Genomic DNA, 16,122 nt, shown 5'->3' on the forward strand with positions numbered 1-16,122 from the left:
TGGGGCCATGATCGACGGACACACGGCTGCGACAGAACATGAGGTGGCGATGACGACCGAGGGTTTCCTCCGGTCCGGGTTCGCCGCCGACCCTCGCACCCTGCTCGACGTCCTGCGGGCGACCGTCTACGCGCACGCGGAGAGCCCGGCGCTCGACGACGGCAGCGTGAGCCTGACCTACCGCGAGCTTCTGGGACGCGGTCCAGGGTGCCGCGGGCGGGCTGGCCGCGGTCGGCATCGGGCCGGGGGACCGGGTCGGCGTGCGGATCCCGTCGGGCACCGTCGAGCTGTACACCGCGATCCTCGGCGTCCTGGCGGCCGGCGCGGCGTACGTGCCGGTGGACGTGGACGACCCCGACGAGCGCGCTCGCACGGTGTTCGGGGAGGCGGGCGTCGCCCGGGTGCTGACCGAGGGCGACCTGGCGGTCCTCACCCGCCGCAAGAACGCGCCGACGAGGGAGCCGAGCACCACCGACGACGCCTGGATCATCTTCACGTCCGGCTCCACGGGTGCGCCGAAGGGGGTCGCCGTCACGCACCGGTCGGCGGCCGCGTTCGTCGACGCCGAGGCGCGGATGTTCCTGCAGGGCGCACCGCTAGGACCGGGCGACCGGGTGCTGGCGGGCCTGTCCGTCGCGTTCGACGCGAGCTGCGAGGAGATGTGGCTGGCCTGGGGGCACGGCGCCTGCCTGGTCCCCGCGCCGCGCGCCCTCGTGCGCACCGGGATGGACCTGGGCCCGTGGCTCGTGGCTCAGCGGATCACCGTCATCTCGACGGTCCCTACGCTGGCCGGCCTCTGGCGCCCCGAGGTGCTCGCGGGCGTCCGGCTGCTCATCTTCGGCGGGGAGGCGTGCCCGCCCGAGCTGGCCGCTCGGCTGGTCGGCGACGGGCGCGAGGTCTGGAACACCTACGGCCCGACCGAGGCGACCGTCGTCGCGTGCGGGGCACTGTTGACCGGCGAGGGACCGATCCGGATCGGGCACGCGCTCGACGGGTGGGACCTGGCCGTCGTCGGACCGGACGGGGTGCACGTGGCCGAGGGCGAGATCGGTGAGCTGATCATCGGCGGCGTCGGCCTGGCCCGGTACCTGGACCCCGCCAAGGACGCCGAGAAGTACGCGGGCGTCGAGACGCTCGGCTGGCAGCGTGCGTACCGCAGCGGCGACCTGGTCCGGTACGAGGCCGCCGGCCTTCTGTTCCAGGGGCGCGCGGACGACCAGGTGAAGGTCGGGGGCCGGCGGATCGAGCTCGGTGAGGTCGACGCGGCCCTGCTCGCGCTGCCGGGCGTCGCGAGCGCGGCGGCCGCCGTCCGCCGCACGCCTGCCGGCACGGCGGTGCTCGTCGGCTACCTGGTCCCGGACGACGGCGTCGAGCTCGACCTGTCCGCCGCGCGCGAGGCCCTGCGCGGCACCCTGCCGGCGGCCCTGGTCCCGCTGCTCGCACCCGTGGAGCAGATCCCGACGCGCGGGTCCGGCAAGGTCGACCGCGACGCCCTGCCCTGGCCCCTCGCGCGTCCCGACGACGACGCCCCGCCCGCGGCGGGCCTCTCCGAGACTGCCCAGTGGGTCGCACAGCGCTGGACCGCCGCCCTCGGGGTCGCCGTGGCCGGGCCGAAGGACGACTTCTTCGACTCCGGCGGCGGCAGCCTCGTCGCCGCGCAGCTCGTCTCGGCGCTGCGCGAGCGGTTTCCCACGGTCACGGTCGCAGACGTCTACGAGAACCCGCGCATCGGCGACCTCGCCCGCACCCTCGACGAGTTCGAGCCGGTCAGCGTGGCCGAGCGGCGGCTGGTGAGCCCGACCCCGCTGCGCGCCCAGGTCGTCCAGACCGTGCTCGCCGTGCCGCTCGCGCTGCTGGTGGGACTGCGGTGGCTCACCTGGCTGCTGGCGGCGGACGCGGTGCTCCGCGCGACGACCGGCGCCGCGTGGGTGCCCGTCGTCCCCGGCGTCTGGTGGTGGGTCGCGGTCGGCTGGGTGGTGCTGATCAGCCCGCTGGGCCGGATGGGGACCACGGTGATCGTCGCGCGCGGCCTGCTCTCGGAGGTCAAGCCGGGCTGGTACCGGCGCGGCGGCTCGGTGCACCTGCGGATCTGGTTCGCCGAGTCGTGGGCGGCGGCCGCCGGTGCGGAGAACCTGTCGTGCGCGCCCTGGACGCTCTCGTACGCCCGCGCGCTCGGGGCGACCGTGGGCAAGGACGTCGACCTGCACACGCCACCGCCGGTGACGGGGATGCTGCGGCTCGGCAACGGCTGCTCGGTCGAGCCGGAGGTCGACCTGCGCGGTCACTGGCTCGACGGCGACATCCTCAAGGTCGGGCGCGTCCGGATCGACAAGCGCGCGACCGTGGGCACCCGCTCGACCCTGGGACCGGGCACCCGCATCGGGCAGGGCGCCGAGATCGCACCCGGCTCGGCGGTCCTGCAGTCCGTGCCGCCGGGCGAGCTGTGGACGGGGTCGCCGGCCGTGTTCGACGGTCCGGCGCCGGGTCAGTGGCCCGCTGAGCGTGCCCCCCGCGGGCACACCTGGGTGGCCGTGTACGGGCTCACCGCCGCCCTGCTGGCGGCCCTGCCGGTCGTCGCCGCCCTGTGCGGCCTGCTCGTCGTCGGCTACGTCGTGCGGGGCTCGGACAGCTGGCGGGACGCGACCGGCGACGCCCTGCGGGCAGTCCCGCTGGGCGCGGTGACGATGGTCCTGGTCCTGCTGCTGGTCACGCTGGTCTCCGTCCGCCTGCTCGGCATCGGGCTGCGCGAGGGCTACCACGCGGTGCGCAGCAGGCACGGCTGGCAGGTCTGGGCCACCCAGCGGTTGATGGACGACGCCCGGACCAATCTGTTCCCGCTGTACTCGAGCACCGCGACGCCGCTGTGGCTGCGCGCGCTCGGCGCGGACATCGGTCACGACGTCGAGGCGTCGACCGCCCTGATGATCCCCTCCCTGACCAGCGTCGGCGACGGCGCGTTCCTGGCCGACGACACCCTGATCGGCTCCTACGAGCTGGGTCGGGGCTGGCTGCGGGTGGAGCGCAGCAAGGTGGGCAAGCGTGCGTTCCTGGGCAACTCGGGGATGATCGCGCCCGGTCGTGCGGTGCCCAAGCGCGGGTTGGTCGCGGTCCTGTCCGCCACGCCCGAGGGCGCTCGCGCCGGCACGTCCTGGCTCGGCTCGCCGCCCGTCAACTTCCGGCGCGTGGCCGGCGAGGGCGACGACTCGCGCACGTTCGAACCGCCCACCCGCCTGCGGGTGGCGCGCGCACTCGTCGAGCTCTGCCGGATCATCCCCGTGATCTGCACGTTCGGGCTCGGCGTCCTGGTGCTCCTGGTCCTGCAGGCGGCGCTCGACTCGTGGGGGCTGGCCGCCGCGGCCGCGATCTCGTGGCTCGTCGTCCTGGGCGCCGCGGCCGTGGCGTGTGCGCTGGCGACGGCGGCAAAGTGGCTGCTCGTCGGGAAGCTGCGGCCGGGGGACCACCCGCTGTGGAGCTCGTTCATCTGGCGGAACGAGCTGGCGGACACGTTCCTGGAGTCCGTCGCGGTGCCCTGGATGGGGCCGGCGACGATCGGGTCCCCGGCGCTCAACGTGTGGATGCGCACGCTCGGCGCGCGGATCGGCCGCGGCGTCTGGTGCGAGACGTACTGGCTGCCCGAGGCCGACCTGGTCCGGCTCGGCGACGCGGCCACGGTCAACCGCGGTTGTGTGCTGCAGACCCACCTGTTCCATGATCGGGTGATGAGCATGGACACGGTGGTGCTGGGACACGGCGCGAGCCTCGGACCCCATGGGGTCGTGCTGCCGGCCGCGTCGCTCGACGACGGCGCCAGCGTCGGGCCCGCCTCGCTCGTCCTGCGCGGCGACGCGATCCCCGCCGGCTCGCGCTGGACCGGCAACCCCGTCGCACCGGTGCCCGCGTGACGGCACCCGCCCCGGACCCGTACCTGCCCGGGCGTCCCGACGGAGACCTCGACGTCGACCGCTACGAGCTCGAGCTCGACTACCGCGTGTCGACCAACCGCCTCGAGGGGCGCGCCCAGGTCTACGCCACGGCGGTGCGGTCGACGGTCCGGGTGTCGCTCGAGCTGCACCACCGGCTGCAGGTCAGCCAGGTCCTCGTCGACGGGTACCGGCCCGAGCGCTGGACACATCGCGGCGGCCTGCTGGTGCTCAAGCTCAAGCACGAGATCGCGTCCGGCGCCCCGCTCGTGATCGACGTCCGGTACGCCGGGCATCCGGGCCCCAAGCGCGGGCCGTGGGGCGAGGTGGGCTGGGAGGAGCTGTCGGACGGGGTGATCGTCGCGGGTCAGCCCGACGGCGCGCCCAGCTGGTTCCCGTGCCACGACAGCCCCGCCGACAAGGCCGCCTACCGGTTCACGATCACGGCGGAGGCCGGTTACGAGGTCGTCGCCAACGGCCGGCTGGTGACGCGGACACCGCGTGCCGGGCGGGTGCGATGGGAGTACGAGCAGTCCGACCCGATGGCGCCGTACCTGGCCACCCTGCAGGTCGGGCGGTACCTGCGGATCGCGACCGGTCCGCGCGAGGAGGCGCTCGTCCCCCCGAGGTTGCGCGACGCGGCGGCCTACGACCTGGGGCGCCAGAGCGAGATGGTCGCGCTGTTCGAAAACCACTTCGGGCCGTACCCGTTCGCCAGCTACACGGTCGTGGTGACGGACGACGACCTGGAGATCCCGCTCGAGGCCCAGGGGCTGTCGGTCTTCGGGGCCAACCACATGGACGGTCGGCGGGGATCCGAACGGCTGGTGGCCCACGAGCTCGCCCACCAGTGGTTCGGCAACAGCCTGACCGCCGGGCTGTGGCGCGACATCTGGCTGCACGAGGGTTTCGCCTGCTACGCCGAGTGGCTGTGGTCGGAGGCCTCGGGCGGCCGGTCGGCCGACGAGCAGGCGCGGGCGGCGCACGGAAGGCTCTCCGGGCTGCCGCAGGACCTCGTCATCGGCGACCCCGGCCCGGACGCCATGTTCGACGACCGGTTGTACAAGCGCGGCGCCCTGACGTTGCACGCCCTGCGCACGACGCTCGGCGACGAGAAGCTCTTCCGCCTGCTCCGCACGTGGACCGCCCGGTACCGGCACGGCACCGTCACCACCGAGGAGTTCGCGGTCTGCGCGGAGCTGGAGTCCGGGCGACCCGTCGCGGCCCTGCTGCACCCGTGGCTGTTCGAACGTTCGCTGCCTGCCCTCGTCCGGGGCTCAGCTCCTCGAGCGGGATCGTCTCGTCGCGCAGACGGGCCGGGTCCACCACCCGGCCGACGAGGGCGCGCAGTCGGTCGTTGACGTCCCAGACGTTGACGTTCATCGCGGCGCGGACGTGCCCGTCGCGCAGCCAGAACGCCATGAACTCACCGGAGGCCCGGTCGCCGCGGACGACGACCGGGTCGTCGGCGTCGGCGTACCCGACGTACTCCATGCCGAGGTCGTACTGGTCGGTGTAGAAGTACGGCTGCCAGTCGTACACGTCCGGTCGACCGAGGATCGATCTCGCCGCGAGGTCGCCCTGCCGGATCGCGTTGTCCCAGTGCTCCACCCGCAGGCTGTGCCCGAGGACCGTGTTGTGCGCGTTCGCCACGTCGCCGGCGGCCAGCACGGCAGGGTCGGCGGTGCGCAGCTGCGCGTCGACCAGGACGCCGCGGGCGTCCGCTGCGAGGCCGGCCGCGCTCGCGAGCGCGACGTTCGGCGCGGCGCCGACCCCGACGAGGACGACGTCCGCGGGTACCAGGTCGCCGCCCACCCGGACGCCCGTGACCCGACAGTCGGGGCCCTCGAACCCGTCGACGCCGACCCCGGTCCGCAGGTCGACGCCGTGCGAGCGGTGCAGCTCCGCGAAGTGCGAGGCGATCTCGGGCCCGAGCACCCGCAGCAGCGGCTGGGCGGCGTACTCGAGGACCGTGACCTCCACGCCGGCCAGTCGCGCCGCGGCGGCGACCTCCAGGCCGATCCAGCCGCCGCCGACCACCACCAGGCGCCCCCGACGGGCCAGCTCGTCGCGCAGCGCGTCGCTGTCCGTCAGGCGTCGTAGCGTGTGCACGCCGCCGAGCCATGCGCCCGGGACGTCGAGGAGGCGCGGGCTGGAACCCGTCGCGAGGACGAGGTGGTCGTACCCGCCTTGTCCCGTCGGACAGGGCCACGGTGCGGGCCGCGCGGTCGATCCGATTGGCCGTCGTGCCGAACCGCGTGGTGACGTCGTGCTCGGTGTACCAGTCGGCGTCGTGCACGAAGACCGAGCCACGCTCCGCAGTGCCCTGCAGGTACCCCTTGGACAACGGCGGGCGCTCGTAAGGGCGGTCCGTCTCGTCGCCGACGAGGGTGATGGGTCGGTCGTCCCCCTCGTCGCGAAGGGTCGAGACGACGTGTGCCGCGGCCAGACCGGCTCCGACGACGACGGTTCCTGCCATGACGACCTCCGGGTTCAGGGGCGGGCTGCGGGTTCGGAGACGGGCCGCTCGGTCACTGGCGGACCGCGGCGAGGAACTCCGCCCGGGTCGCGGGGGAGTCCCGCAGGGCACCGGACAGTGCCGACGTCGTCGTTCTCGCACCAGCGGCGCCGACCCCCCGCAGGGTCATGCACAGGTGCTCCGCCTCGATGACGACTCCGACGCCCCGCGGGGCGAGTCGCAGGTCGATCCAGTCCGCCACCTGACGAGTGAGTCGCTCCTGGACCTGCGGGCGACGAGCGAACATCTCGACGACGCGCGCGAACTTCGAGAGTCCGAGGATCCGATGGCCCGGCAGGTAGCCGACATGAGCGACGCCGAAGAACGGGAGCAGGTGGTGCTCGCAGATCGAGTGGACCGGGATCGAGCGGACCACCACGAGCTCGTCGTACTCCTCGTCGTTGGCGAACGTCGTCATCTCGAAGGGGCGCGGCGTGAGCATCTCGGCGTAGGCCTCGGCCATCCGGCGCGGGCTGCTCTGCGTGCCCGGGCTGTCGCAGTCGACCCCGAGCGCCTCGAGGAACGTGCGCGCCGCATCCTCGGCGGCATCGATGCCGAGGCCGTCGACGGCTCGGGGGAATGTCGCCAAGTTTCTATCGAACATAGTTCTGTACTTTAGAAATGGCCGTCGGTAGTGTCAAGGGCGTGGATCCGTCGTTCGTCGCAGACGCCGTGGGCATCGCCGCGCTCACCGACCCGGTACGCCTCGCGCTCTACCGCTTCGTCGTCGACCAGCCAGGGCCCGTCAGCCGCGACCATGCCGCCGCCGGTGTCGGCGTGCCCCGGCACCAGGCGCGGTTCCATCTCGAACGGCTCGTGGCGGACGGTCTGCTGGCCACGGGTCACGCTCGCCTCACGGGACGCACCGGGCCCGGGGCCGGGCGTCCGGCCACCGTCTACCGGCGCGCGCCGCGTGAGTTCGCGGTCACGCTCCCCGATCGCGAGTACGAGCTGGCGGGGCGGCTCCTCGCCGACGCGGTCGCCGAGTCCGCTCGCACCGGGATGCCCGTCCTCGACGCGGTCAACAGCGCGTTCGCGGCCCATGGAGCAATGGCTGCTCGACAGGCGGTGCCCACGGCCGACGATCCGCTGGACGCCACCGCTCAGGTGCTGGCAGGGCAGGGCTACGAGCCCCTGCGCGACCAGGACGAGGTCCAGCTGCGCAACTGCCCGTTCCACGCACTGGCACAAGCCCAGACCGAGCTCATCTGCCACGCCAACCTGTGCCTGGTGGCCGCGGTGGCCGACGAGGTAGGTGATGACCGGGTCGGCGCGCGCCTCGACCCCCGGCCCGACCGGTGCTGCGTCGTCGTGGAGTCGGCCCCGTAGAGCATCCGGGCGCGGAGCGTGGTTAGGGTGGTCGGGGACTCCTCGCGGACCACCGCGAGACCCCGCGATCGGGAGTGTGCATGTCAACTGTCACCGCGTCCGGCCTCACGGTCGGCTACGCAGCCATGCTCGAGCAGTTCCACCCCACCGAGGCGGTCGCGCTGTCGGTGCACGCCGAGGCCCACGGGTTCTCCGGCGTGATGGCCGCGGACCACTACCAGCCGTGGGTCCCGGCGCAGGGTCAGGCGTCGTTCGTCTGGAACGTGCTGACGGCGCTGGGGGAGCGGACGACCGGCGACATCGGGCCGGGCGTCACGGCCCCGACGTTCCGCTGGCACCCGGCGATGGTGGCGCAGGCGTCCGCGACGCTCGCCGCGATGTACCCCGGGCGGCACTGGCTCGGCCTGGGTTCGGGCGAGGCGTTGAACGAGCACATCGTCGCCGGCTACTGGCCCGAGGCGCCCGAGCGGATCAACCGCATGTTCGAGGCCATCGAGATCATCAAGAAGCTGTTCTCCGCCTCGATCGCGGGCAAGGACGTCAAGCACGCCGGCCCGTTCTACAAGCTTCGAGTCGACGCGCCTGTGGACCATGCCCGAGGTCGCGCCCGAGATCCTCGTCGCCACCGCAGGCCCGGTCACGGCCAAGCGCGCCGGCCGGCTGGCCGACGGGCTGATCACCGTGGGCGCCCCGCTGGAGAAGATCAGCGGGCTGTTCGGCAAGTTCGACGAGGGCGCGCGCGAGGCGGGCAAGGACCCGGCGACGCTGCCCAAGGTCCTGCAGCTGCACCTGTCCTGGGCCGAGACCGACGAGCTCGCGCTGGCGCACGCCATGCACGAGTGGCCCAACGGCGGGATGAAGTTCCCCAAGGCCGACATCCGGTCGCCCTTCGACTTCGAGCAGATGGCCAAGCTGGTGCGCCCCGAGGACTTCGAGGGCCGCATGGTCATCTCCGCCGATCCCGATGTACATCGCGCCGAGATCCAGAAGTACGTCGACCTCGGCTTCGACCGGATCTACCTGCACAACGTCGGGCGCAACCAGCGCGAGTGGATCGAGACGTTCGGGGCGGACGTGCTGCCCAAGCTGGTCCGGTGACGGCCCGCCTGCAGGTCTGGGCGCCGGACGGGCTGCCCGAGATCACTCCCGGCGACGACCTCGTCGCCCTGCTGGCCGCGCTGCTCGCCGACGAGCCGCCGGAGGACGGCGACGTCCTCGTGCTGACCTCGAAGGTGGTCTCCAAGGCGGAGGGCCGCGTCGTCTCGGCCCACGACCGCGAGCAGGCCATCACCGACGAGACCGTGCGCGTCGTCGCGACCCGCGAGCACTCGACCGGGGTGACCCGGATCGTCGAGAACCGGCTGGGGCTCGTGATGGCCGCCGCCGGGGTCGACGCGAGCAACACGCCCGAGGGGACCGTGCTCCTGCTGCCCGTGGACCCGGACGCGTCCGCGCGACTGCTGCGAGCCGGGCTCTCCGCGGCCTTCGGGGTGCGCCTGGGAGTCGTCATCACGGACACCGCGGGGCGCCCGTGGCGGCAGGGCGTCACCGACATCGCGATCGGCGCCGCCGGGCTCGTGGTCCTCGACGACCTGCGCGGTCAGGTGGACACGTTCGGGCGGCCGCTGGTCATGACGCAGGCCGCGGTGGCCGACGAGATCGCGTCGGCGGGCGAGCTGGTCAAGGGCAAGGCCGAGGGGCGCCCCCTCGCGATCGTGCGCGGGCTGGGCCACCTGGTCACCGAGGACGACGGCCCGGGGGCGCGAGCCCTCGTGCGCCTGGGCGACGAGGACATGTTCGCGCAAGGCAGCGCCGAGGCGTACTCGCAGGGCTGGAAGGACGCGCTCAGGGACCAGCCGTAGCCTTCGCGGCGGCCTTGGCCGCTTGCTTGGTGGCGCGGACCTCCGTGAGGGACACCGGGTCCGTGACGTCCGCGATCGAGCGGCGCGAGCCGGGCTCGCCGTACGCGCCGGCCGCCTCGGCCCAGCCCGCGGGCTGCACGCCGGTCTGCTTGCCCAGGAGCGCCAGGAAGATGCGGGCCTTCTGGTCGCCGAACCCGGGCAGCGCCTTGAGCCGCTTGAGCACCGTCGGGCCGTCCGGGTCGCCGTCGGTCCAGAGCCGGGTCACGTCGCCGTCGTAGTTCTCGACCAGGGCGGCGGCGACGCCCTGGATGCGGCCCGCCATCGAGCCCGGGTAGCGGTGCACCGACGGCGGCGTCGCGCACATCGCGGCGAACGCCTCGGGGTCAGCCTCCGCGATCCGGTGCACGTCGAGGCCACCCATCCGGTCGGCGATCTTGGCCGGGCCCGCGAACGCGGACTCCATGGTGACCTGCTGGTCGAGCAGCATGCCGACGAGCAGGGCGAACGGGTCGTCGGTCAGCAGCTGGTCTGCGAGCGGGTCACCGGTGAGCCAGAGCGTCATGGCAGCATCCTCTCCTGGGGTTCGTCCCGGGCGAAAGGTGGGCGCATGGAGTGGGTCGTCGTCGTCCCCGTGAAGCCGGCGGCGGCGGGCAAGACGCGTCTGGCCGGGGTGCTCGGGCCGGCCGACCGGGCGGCGCTCGCGCGGGCCATGGCGCTCGACACGGTCGAGGCGGCCGCGGCGACGCCCGGGGTGGCTCGCGTCCTCGTCGTCACGAGCGACGACGAGCCCGCGCGGCCCTGCCGGAGGTCCTCGACGACCCCGGTGGAGGGCTCAACGCCGCGATCCGGGCAGGTCTGGCGCAGGTGGTCGGACCGGTCGCCGTGCTGCTCGGAGACCTTCCGGCGCTGCGGCCGCAGGACCTGGCGAGCGCCCTGCTCCTGGCCGGCCGGCATCCGCGCGCGTTCGTCGCCGACGCCGACGGGACGGGCACCACGCTGCTGACCGGCCTCGTCGCGGTCACACCGCGGTTCGGCGCGGGATCGGCCGCCGTGCACGAGGCGGGCGGGCACGTCCGGCTGGACGTCCCGGCGGGGTCGACGCTGCGCCGGGACGTGGACGTGCCGGCCGACATCGCCGCCGTCGCGCGCCTGGGCGTGGGGCCGCGGACGGCCGCGGTGCTGTCACGGACGCCGGTCGACGAGGGCTAGGGCGTCGGCGGCGATGCGGGCGGCCGTCGAGACGTCGGTCATGAGGGCGGGAACCGCCCGGGCAGCCCACCCGGCCTCCGACAGCCGGGCGGCCGCGTCCGCGTCCACCTCGTCGACGAGCCATGCGTCGAGGATCCCGCCCTCCGACCGTCGGCCGTAGTGCTCCGCAACGGCCTGCGCGCTGGTCTCGACGCCGATCGCCGTGAGGCAGGCGTCGGCCATCCCGCGCACGGGTGCGCCGCCCACCACCGGGCTGACGCCGACGACGGGTGCGTTCGTACTGGTCAGGGCGTCGCGGATGCCCGGGATCGACAGGATCGTGCCGACCGAGACGACGGGGTTGCTGGGCGGGATCACGACGACGTCGGCGCCGGTCAGGGCCTCGAGGACACCGGGCGCGGGGGTCGAGGCGGCGAGGTTCGTCTGGACGAACCGGCGGGCCGGGAGCGCGGCGCGGTACCGGACCCACCACTCCTCGAAGTGGATCTCGCGGCCGTCGTCGAGGACCACGTGCGTCTCGACCTCGTCGTCGGACATGGGCAGGAGCGTGACCCCGGGTCGCCACCGTCGGGCCAGCCGCGCGGTGACCTGCGAGAGCGGCATCCCGTCGCGGAGCAGCTCCGTGCGGGCCAGGTGGGTGGCCAGGTCGAGGTCGCCGAGCGTGAACCAGTCCCAGCCGAGGTCGTAGCCGCCCAGCTCGTCGCTCACGCGCGTCGTCTCGCCTCGTCGGCCCCAGCCCTGGTCCTCGTGCACGGCGCCGCCGAGCGTGTACATGAGGGTGTCGAGGTCGGGGCACACGCGCACGCCGTGCAACCACATGTCGTCGCCCGTGTTGGCGATGACCGTGATGGGGTGGGCGGTCCCGACGAGGGCCAGCAGCCCACGCGTGAAGCGGGCCCCGCCGACGCCGCCGGACAGGACGGTGATGTTCATGGCTGCTCCGGTTGGTGGAAGGCGATGACCGGTCGGCCGGTCCGGGGGTTGCTCAGCACGTCGGCCTCGACGGCGTAGACGTCCTTGAGGAGGCCGGGGGTCAGGACCTCGCGCGGGTGGCCCGCCGCCGCGAGCCGGCCGTCCTTGAGCACCAGCACGTGCTCGCAGAACGCGGCCGCGAGGTTCAGGTCGTGCAGGGCCGCGACCGTCGTGGTGCCCAGGTCCCGGACGAACGCCAGCAGGCTGAGCTGCGCGCTCACGTCGAGGTGGTTGGTCGGTTCGTCGAGCAGGAGCAGGTCAGGCTCCTGGGCGAGGGCGCGGGCGATCTGGACGCGTTGGCGCTCGCCGCCGGACAGCGTCCACCACGCCCGGTCCGCCAGGTGCTCGGCGCGGGCACTCGTCAGCGCGCGGTCGACCGCGGCCGGCTCCGGGTCGTTGCCCCACGCAGTCCGGTACGGGATGCGGCCGAGGGCGACCACCTCGCGGACGGTCAGCGGCACCGAGTCGTCGACTCCTGCTCGAGCAGCGCGATCCGCTGCGCGCGCATCCGCCGGGGGATCTGCTCGATGTTCAGGTCCGCGACGAGGACGGCGCCGGCCTCGGGCCGGACCAGGCCGGCGATCATGCGCAGGAGGGTGGTCTTGCCGGCGCCGTTCGGTCCGAGCAGGCCGGTCAGCGCGCCGGCCGGGGGTGTCGCGTCGATGCCGTCGACCACCCACCGTCCACCCAGGCGCGTGCCGACGCCGGTGAGGGTCAGGTCCATGCCGCCGACCCCTTGCCGCGGCGCAGCAGGAACGCGAACACGGGCACGCCGACGAGGGCGGTGACGATGCCCACCGGCAGCTCGCGCGGGTCGAAGACGGTCCGCGCGATGGTGTCCGCCCAGACCAGGAACACCGCGCCGGCCAGCGCCGCGACCGGCAGCAGCCGCCGGTGGGCCGGCCCGGTCAGCGACGAGACGGCGTGCGGGAGGATCAGGCCGACGAACCCGATCGCGCCGCTGACGGCCACCATCGCACCGGTGAGCAGGGCGACCACGACCATCAGGGTCCACCGCGTGCGGTTCACGTCGATGCCGAGCGAGGCGGCCGACGTGTCGCCGAAGGCGAACGAGTCCAGCCGTGTGGCGCTCATCAGCAGCGCCGCGCCGACCACGATCACCGCGATCCCCGCGATCGCGACGTCGTCCCACGTCGAGCCGGCCAAGGAGCCCAGCAGCCAGTTGAGGATCTCGCGGTAGGAGTCGCCGGTCGCGGTCCAGAAGATGACGAACGACGTTCCCGCAGCCGCGAACTGGGACACCGCGAGCCCCGCCAGCACCGTGCGGCCGGGGGTCAACGAACCGCCGGTCCGGGCGAGAGCCAGGGTCGCCAGGAGCGCGAGGATCGCACCGGCGAAGGCCGCGACCGGCAGCAGCAGGCTCACCCCGACGACGATCACCGCAACCGCGCCGAGCGAGGCGCCCGACGACAGACCCAGCAGGTACGGGTCGGCCAGCGGGTTGCGCGTCAGGCTCTGCATCACCGCGCCGGCCAGCGCGAGCCCCGCCCCGACCGCCGCCGCAGTCAGCACGCGCGGCAGGCGCAGGTCCCAGACGATGGCGTCGTGCAGCTTTGGCACGTCGCCGACCGCGAACCCCAGATGTCCCGCGATGCTGCGCGCGACCTCCGCCACCTGCAGGTCCGCCGGACCGATGGTGACGGCGACAAGGATCGTCGCGACGAGGACGACGACACCGGCGGAGACGAGGAGAGGGAGCGGAGCTCTCCTCCGGGGAGCGCTCACGTGGGGAGGGCCGCCAGCTGGTCGTCCAGCGACTTCACGGCCTCGGCGTTGCGGACGCCGGCCTCGGAGGCAGCGAACGGGATGGTCAGGTAGCGGTGGTCCTTGACGGCGCTCAGCTGCGCGGTGGCCGGGTTGCTCTCGAGCATCTGGATCTTCGACGCGGCGGTGTTCCAGCTCGCGTCGACGAGCACGATGACGCTCGGGTCGGCCGCGACGATGCTCTCCCAGCCGGCCGACGTCCAGGTGTCGTGGACGGCCGCGAAGATGTTGGTCAGGCCGGCCGCGTCCATCATCATCTGCGGCGCCCCGATGCCCGCACCCACGTACGGGGTGTCCGAACCGGAGCTGTACCACAGGGCGGTCGTCTTCTCGGCGGGCTTGCGGGTGCTGGCCAGCGTCGCCTTCTCACGCGTGATGAGGGCCTCGGCCCTGTCCGGCACCCCGAAGATGGCCGCCACCTCGCGGATCTCGTCGTCGACCTTGGCGAAGGTCAGCGGGTCCGGCTGGTAGTCCGGCTCCTTGCACGCCGACGGCGAGACGTACGTGCCGATGCCCAGACCCTGCAACGAGGCACGGTCGCCCACGCCGTCGGCCGAGAAGTTGGACTCCCAGCCCCCGTAGACGAAGTCTGGCGCGAGCGCGAGGAGCGCCTCCTGTCCGGGGACCTTGTCGGAGATCACGGGGATCTTGTCGTAGGCCGCCGTGTAGGCGGCGGGCACGGGCCCGTCGGAGAACGCGGTGCCGACCATCGTGTCCTGCAGCCCGAGCGCCAGGAGCATCTCCGTGCTCGTCGACTTGACGGTGACCACCTTCGTCGGGGCAGTGTCGAACGTGACCTTGGTGCCGCAGTTGTCCAGGCTCACGGGGGTGTAGGCCGCGCTGGCCGTCGTCGTGGGAGCCGACGCCTGCGGCGTGCTCTGGGTCGAGCACCCCGCCAGGGCGAGGGTCGCGGCTGCTGCGAGGACGAGGACTCGCCGGATGGCGGGCATGGGACTCCGGAGGGTGGTCTGGGACGCGGGTGTCTGCAGGTGGGGCGCACGTCGCGCCTCCGGACGGCCGCCCATGCCAGGCGGCGCGACCCGAGCCAGATCCGACCGGGTTCCGCGCACAGAGTAGGCCGGTCCGGGTGCCCGCGTGCAAGTGCTGGCGTTTCGTCCACAGCGAACCCCGAGCCGTTGACCTGCGGTTCCGCGATGCGTACAGTCGAACGTATGTTCGAAGACGGTGCGAGTGGTGAGTCGGGCCCTCAGCGTGCCCCGGGCGACGGCCATGCCCTGGCGGACTGCGGTCCTGCCCGCGCGGTCGTCCTCGCTCGCCCCGTGCCCGCCGTCGTGCAGCTTGCCGACGAGGTCGTGGCCGCGGCGCGCCAGCTCGCTGCGGCGGTCGCTCCGGGGTCCGCTCGGCTGGGTGGCGAGCGGGCCCGTGTGCTCGGTCGGCTGGACGTGCTCGCGGGCGTCATCGCGACGGTGCGCGGTCAGCTGCTCATCGCCGAGCGCGACTCCGGGGAGTGGCGGCGTCCGGGTGTCGGCTCGCTCGAGGCGGCTCGCTCAGCGGTCTCGCGGTCGGGTCAGGCGGCGGCCGGGCGGGAGGTCCGGCAGGCCGAGACGCTCGCGGCCCTGCCGTCGATGGCGTCGGCGGTCGGCGCCGGCACGGTTCCGGTCGGCCATCTCGACGGCGTCGCCGGCGTGCTCTCCCGGGCGTCCGAGCACGTCGCCGCCGTGCTGGCCTCGCCGCACGGGCAGGAGACGCTCGTCACGATGGCGTCCGAGCAGGACGCGCCGACGTTCACGCGCAACCTGACCCGGTGGGTGGCGTCGCTCGACCCCGTCGCGCACGAGCGGGACCACCAGGCGCAGCGCGCCGAGCGGTTCCTGCACCTGTCGGATCAGCCCAACGGCACGCACGTGCGCGGACGCCTCGACCGGACGGCCGGCCACGTGCTCCGGCTCGCCCTGGAGGCCATGAGCGAGGTGCCCGGTGACGATCGCTCGTCCGAGCAGGCGCGGGCCGACGCGCTCGGCGCGCTTGCGGCCAGGGTGCTGTCGTTGCCCGAGACCGGTTCGGGGGCCGCAGTCCGCCCGCACGTCTCGCTGGTCCTGAGCGAGGAGTCGTGGACGGCGTATCGGTCCCTCAGGGGCGGTTCGAAGGCTGGGGCGAGGGCCGGTTCGACTGCGGGTCCAGGTCCGAGCGTGAGTGTGGGTGCGGGTACTGATGCGGGTGCTGATACGGATTCGGGCGTCGATGTGATTCCCTTCCCGCCCGCGACGTTGGAGGACGGCACACCCGTCCCGATGTCCGAGACCCTGCGGGCTCTGTGCGACTGCGAGATCACGCGCGTGGTGATGAACGCCGACGGCGAGCCGATCGACCTCGGGCGGACACATCGGCTGTACACGGGCGTCCAGCGTCGGGCGGTCATCGCCCGGGATCGGGGCTGCGTCTACCCGGGCTGCCACAAGCCGGCGCGATGGGGCGAGGTGCACCACGTGCGATGGTGGGATCGGGACCGTGGCGTGACGAGCGTGGAGAACGCGACAAGTTCCTAATCGACCCTCTTGCGACCTCG

The 16,122-nt window shown here is 73.5% G+C and carries 10 protein-coding genes and 6 pseudogenes; 8 read left to right on the forward strand and 8 right to left on the reverse strand.

The window, feature by feature from the left end:
* The first annotated feature begins 49 nt into the window (after window positions 1-49).
* Both AC38ZX_RS07360 and AC38ZX_RS07365 read left to right on the forward strand, forming a co-directional pair.
* Window positions 50-3,902 (forward strand): annotated as a pseudogene (locus AC38ZX_RS07360) (Pls/PosA family non-ribosomal peptide synthetase).
* Entirely contained in the window at window positions 3,899-5,281 is a 1,383-nt protein-coding gene (locus AC38ZX_RS07365; RefSeq protein ID WP_491296864.1) for a M1 family metallopeptidase, read from the forward strand. The pseudogene AC38ZX_RS07360 and the gene AC38ZX_RS07365 overlap by 4 nt, the downstream one beginning before the upstream one ends.
* Here AC38ZX_RS07365 and AC38ZX_RS07370 read toward each other — a convergent pair.
* The 3 genes and pseudogenes from AC38ZX_RS07370 to folE all read right to left on the reverse strand — a co-directional run.
* Window positions 5,259-6,233: pseudogene (locus AC38ZX_RS07370) on the reverse strand (NAD(P)/FAD-dependent oxidoreductase); the annotation flags it as partial. The gene AC38ZX_RS07365 and the pseudogene AC38ZX_RS07370 sit on opposite strands and share 23 nt — an antisense overlap.
* Window positions 6,178-6,399: pseudogene (locus AC38ZX_RS07375) on the reverse strand (FAD-dependent oxidoreductase); the annotation flags it as partial. The pseudogenes AC38ZX_RS07375 and AC38ZX_RS07370, both read right to left, overlap by 56 nt.
* A 52-nt stretch (window positions 6,400-6,451) precedes the next feature.
* Window positions 6,452-7,027 carry a GTP cyclohydrolase I FolE gene (gene folE / locus AC38ZX_RS07380; protein ID WP_491296865.1) on the reverse strand — a complete coding sequence of 192 codons (576 nt, stop codon included), beginning with the start codon at window positions 7,025-7,027 and terminating at the stop codon, window positions 6,452-6,454.
* Window positions 7,028-7,059: 32 nt separating this feature from the next.
* Here folE and AC38ZX_RS07385 point away from each other — a divergent pair, with 32 nt between their 5' ends.
* From AC38ZX_RS07385 to AC38ZX_RS07395, 3 genes and pseudogenes are all read left to right on the forward strand, one after another.
* On the forward strand, window positions 7,060-7,767 hold the full coding sequence (locus AC38ZX_RS07385) for a helix-turn-helix transcriptional regulator (protein ID WP_491296866.1): 708 nt from the start codon (window positions 7,060-7,062) through the stop codon (window positions 7,765-7,767).
* 80 nt (window positions 7,768-7,847) lie between these two features.
* Window positions 7,848-8,865, forward strand: a pseudogene (locus AC38ZX_RS07390) (TIGR03557 family F420-dependent LLM class oxidoreductase).
* Entirely contained in the window at window positions 8,862-9,629 is a 768-nt protein-coding gene (locus AC38ZX_RS07395; RefSeq protein WP_491296867.1) for a coenzyme F420-0:L-glutamate ligase, read from the forward strand. Before AC38ZX_RS07390 ends, AC38ZX_RS07395 begins: the two are co-directional and overlap by 4 nt.
* Here the strand turns inward: AC38ZX_RS07395 and AC38ZX_RS07400 are convergent.
* Window positions 9,613-10,191 carry an HhH-GPD-type base excision DNA repair protein gene (locus AC38ZX_RS07400; protein ID WP_426595185.1) on the reverse strand — a complete coding sequence of 193 codons (579 nt, stop codon included), beginning with the start codon at window positions 10,189-10,191 and terminating at the stop codon, window positions 9,613-9,615. The two genes, AC38ZX_RS07395 and AC38ZX_RS07400, sit on opposite strands and share 17 nt — an antisense overlap.
* 45 nt (window positions 10,192-10,236) lie before the next feature.
* Between AC38ZX_RS07400 and AC38ZX_RS07405 the strand changes: the two are divergent.
* Window positions 10,237-10,353, forward strand: a pseudogene (locus AC38ZX_RS07405) (2-phospho-L-lactate guanylyltransferase); the annotation flags it as partial.
* A gap of 140 nt (window positions 10,354-10,493) precedes the next feature.
* Window positions 10,494-10,838 carry a hypothetical protein gene (locus tag AC38ZX_RS07410; protein ID WP_491297572.1) on the forward strand — a complete coding sequence of 115 codons (345 nt, stop codon included), beginning with the start codon at window positions 10,494-10,496 and terminating at the stop codon, window positions 10,836-10,838.
* Here AC38ZX_RS07410 and cofD read toward each other — a convergent pair.
* The 4 genes and pseudogenes from cofD to AC38ZX_RS07430 all read right to left on the reverse strand — a co-directional run bounded on the left by cofD (window position 10,812) and on the right by AC38ZX_RS07430 (window position 14,545).
* Window positions 10,812-11,771, reverse strand: coding sequence for a 2-phospho-L-lactate transferase (cofD, locus tag AC38ZX_RS07415; protein ID WP_491296868.1), 960 nt, complete (start codon window positions 11,769-11,771; stop codon window positions 10,812-10,814). The genes AC38ZX_RS07410 and cofD overlap by 27 nt on opposite strands.
* A pseudogene (locus AC38ZX_RS07420) lies at window positions 11,768-12,534 on the reverse strand (ATP-binding cassette domain-containing protein). Before AC38ZX_RS07420 ends, cofD begins: the two are co-directional and overlap by 4 nt.
* Window positions 12,525-13,556 carry a putative F420-0 ABC transporter permease subunit gene (locus tag AC38ZX_RS07425; RefSeq protein WP_491296870.1) on the reverse strand — a complete coding sequence of 344 codons (1,032 nt, stop codon included), beginning with the start codon at window positions 13,554-13,556 and terminating at the stop codon, window positions 12,525-12,527. Before AC38ZX_RS07425 ends, AC38ZX_RS07420 begins: the two are co-directional and overlap by 10 nt.
* Window positions 13,553-14,545, reverse strand: coding sequence for a putative F420-0 ABC transporter substrate-binding protein (locus AC38ZX_RS07430; RefSeq protein ID WP_491296871.1), 993 nt, complete (start codon window positions 14,543-14,545; stop codon window positions 13,553-13,555). The genes AC38ZX_RS07425 and AC38ZX_RS07430 overlap by 4 nt, the downstream gene beginning before the upstream one ends.
* Window positions 14,546-14,875: 330 nt before the next feature.
* On the opposite strand from AC38ZX_RS07430, the gene AC38ZX_RS07435 reads away from it, so the two are divergent.
* Complete coding sequence (locus tag AC38ZX_RS07435; protein WP_491296872.1) at window positions 14,876-16,102, forward strand: HNH endonuclease signature motif containing protein; 1,227 nt, start codon at window positions 14,876-14,878, stop codon at window positions 16,100-16,102.
* Window positions 16,103-16,122: the final 20 nt, after the last annotated feature.

It is taken from the genome of Cellulomonas sp. McL0606 (assembly GCF_058248365.1).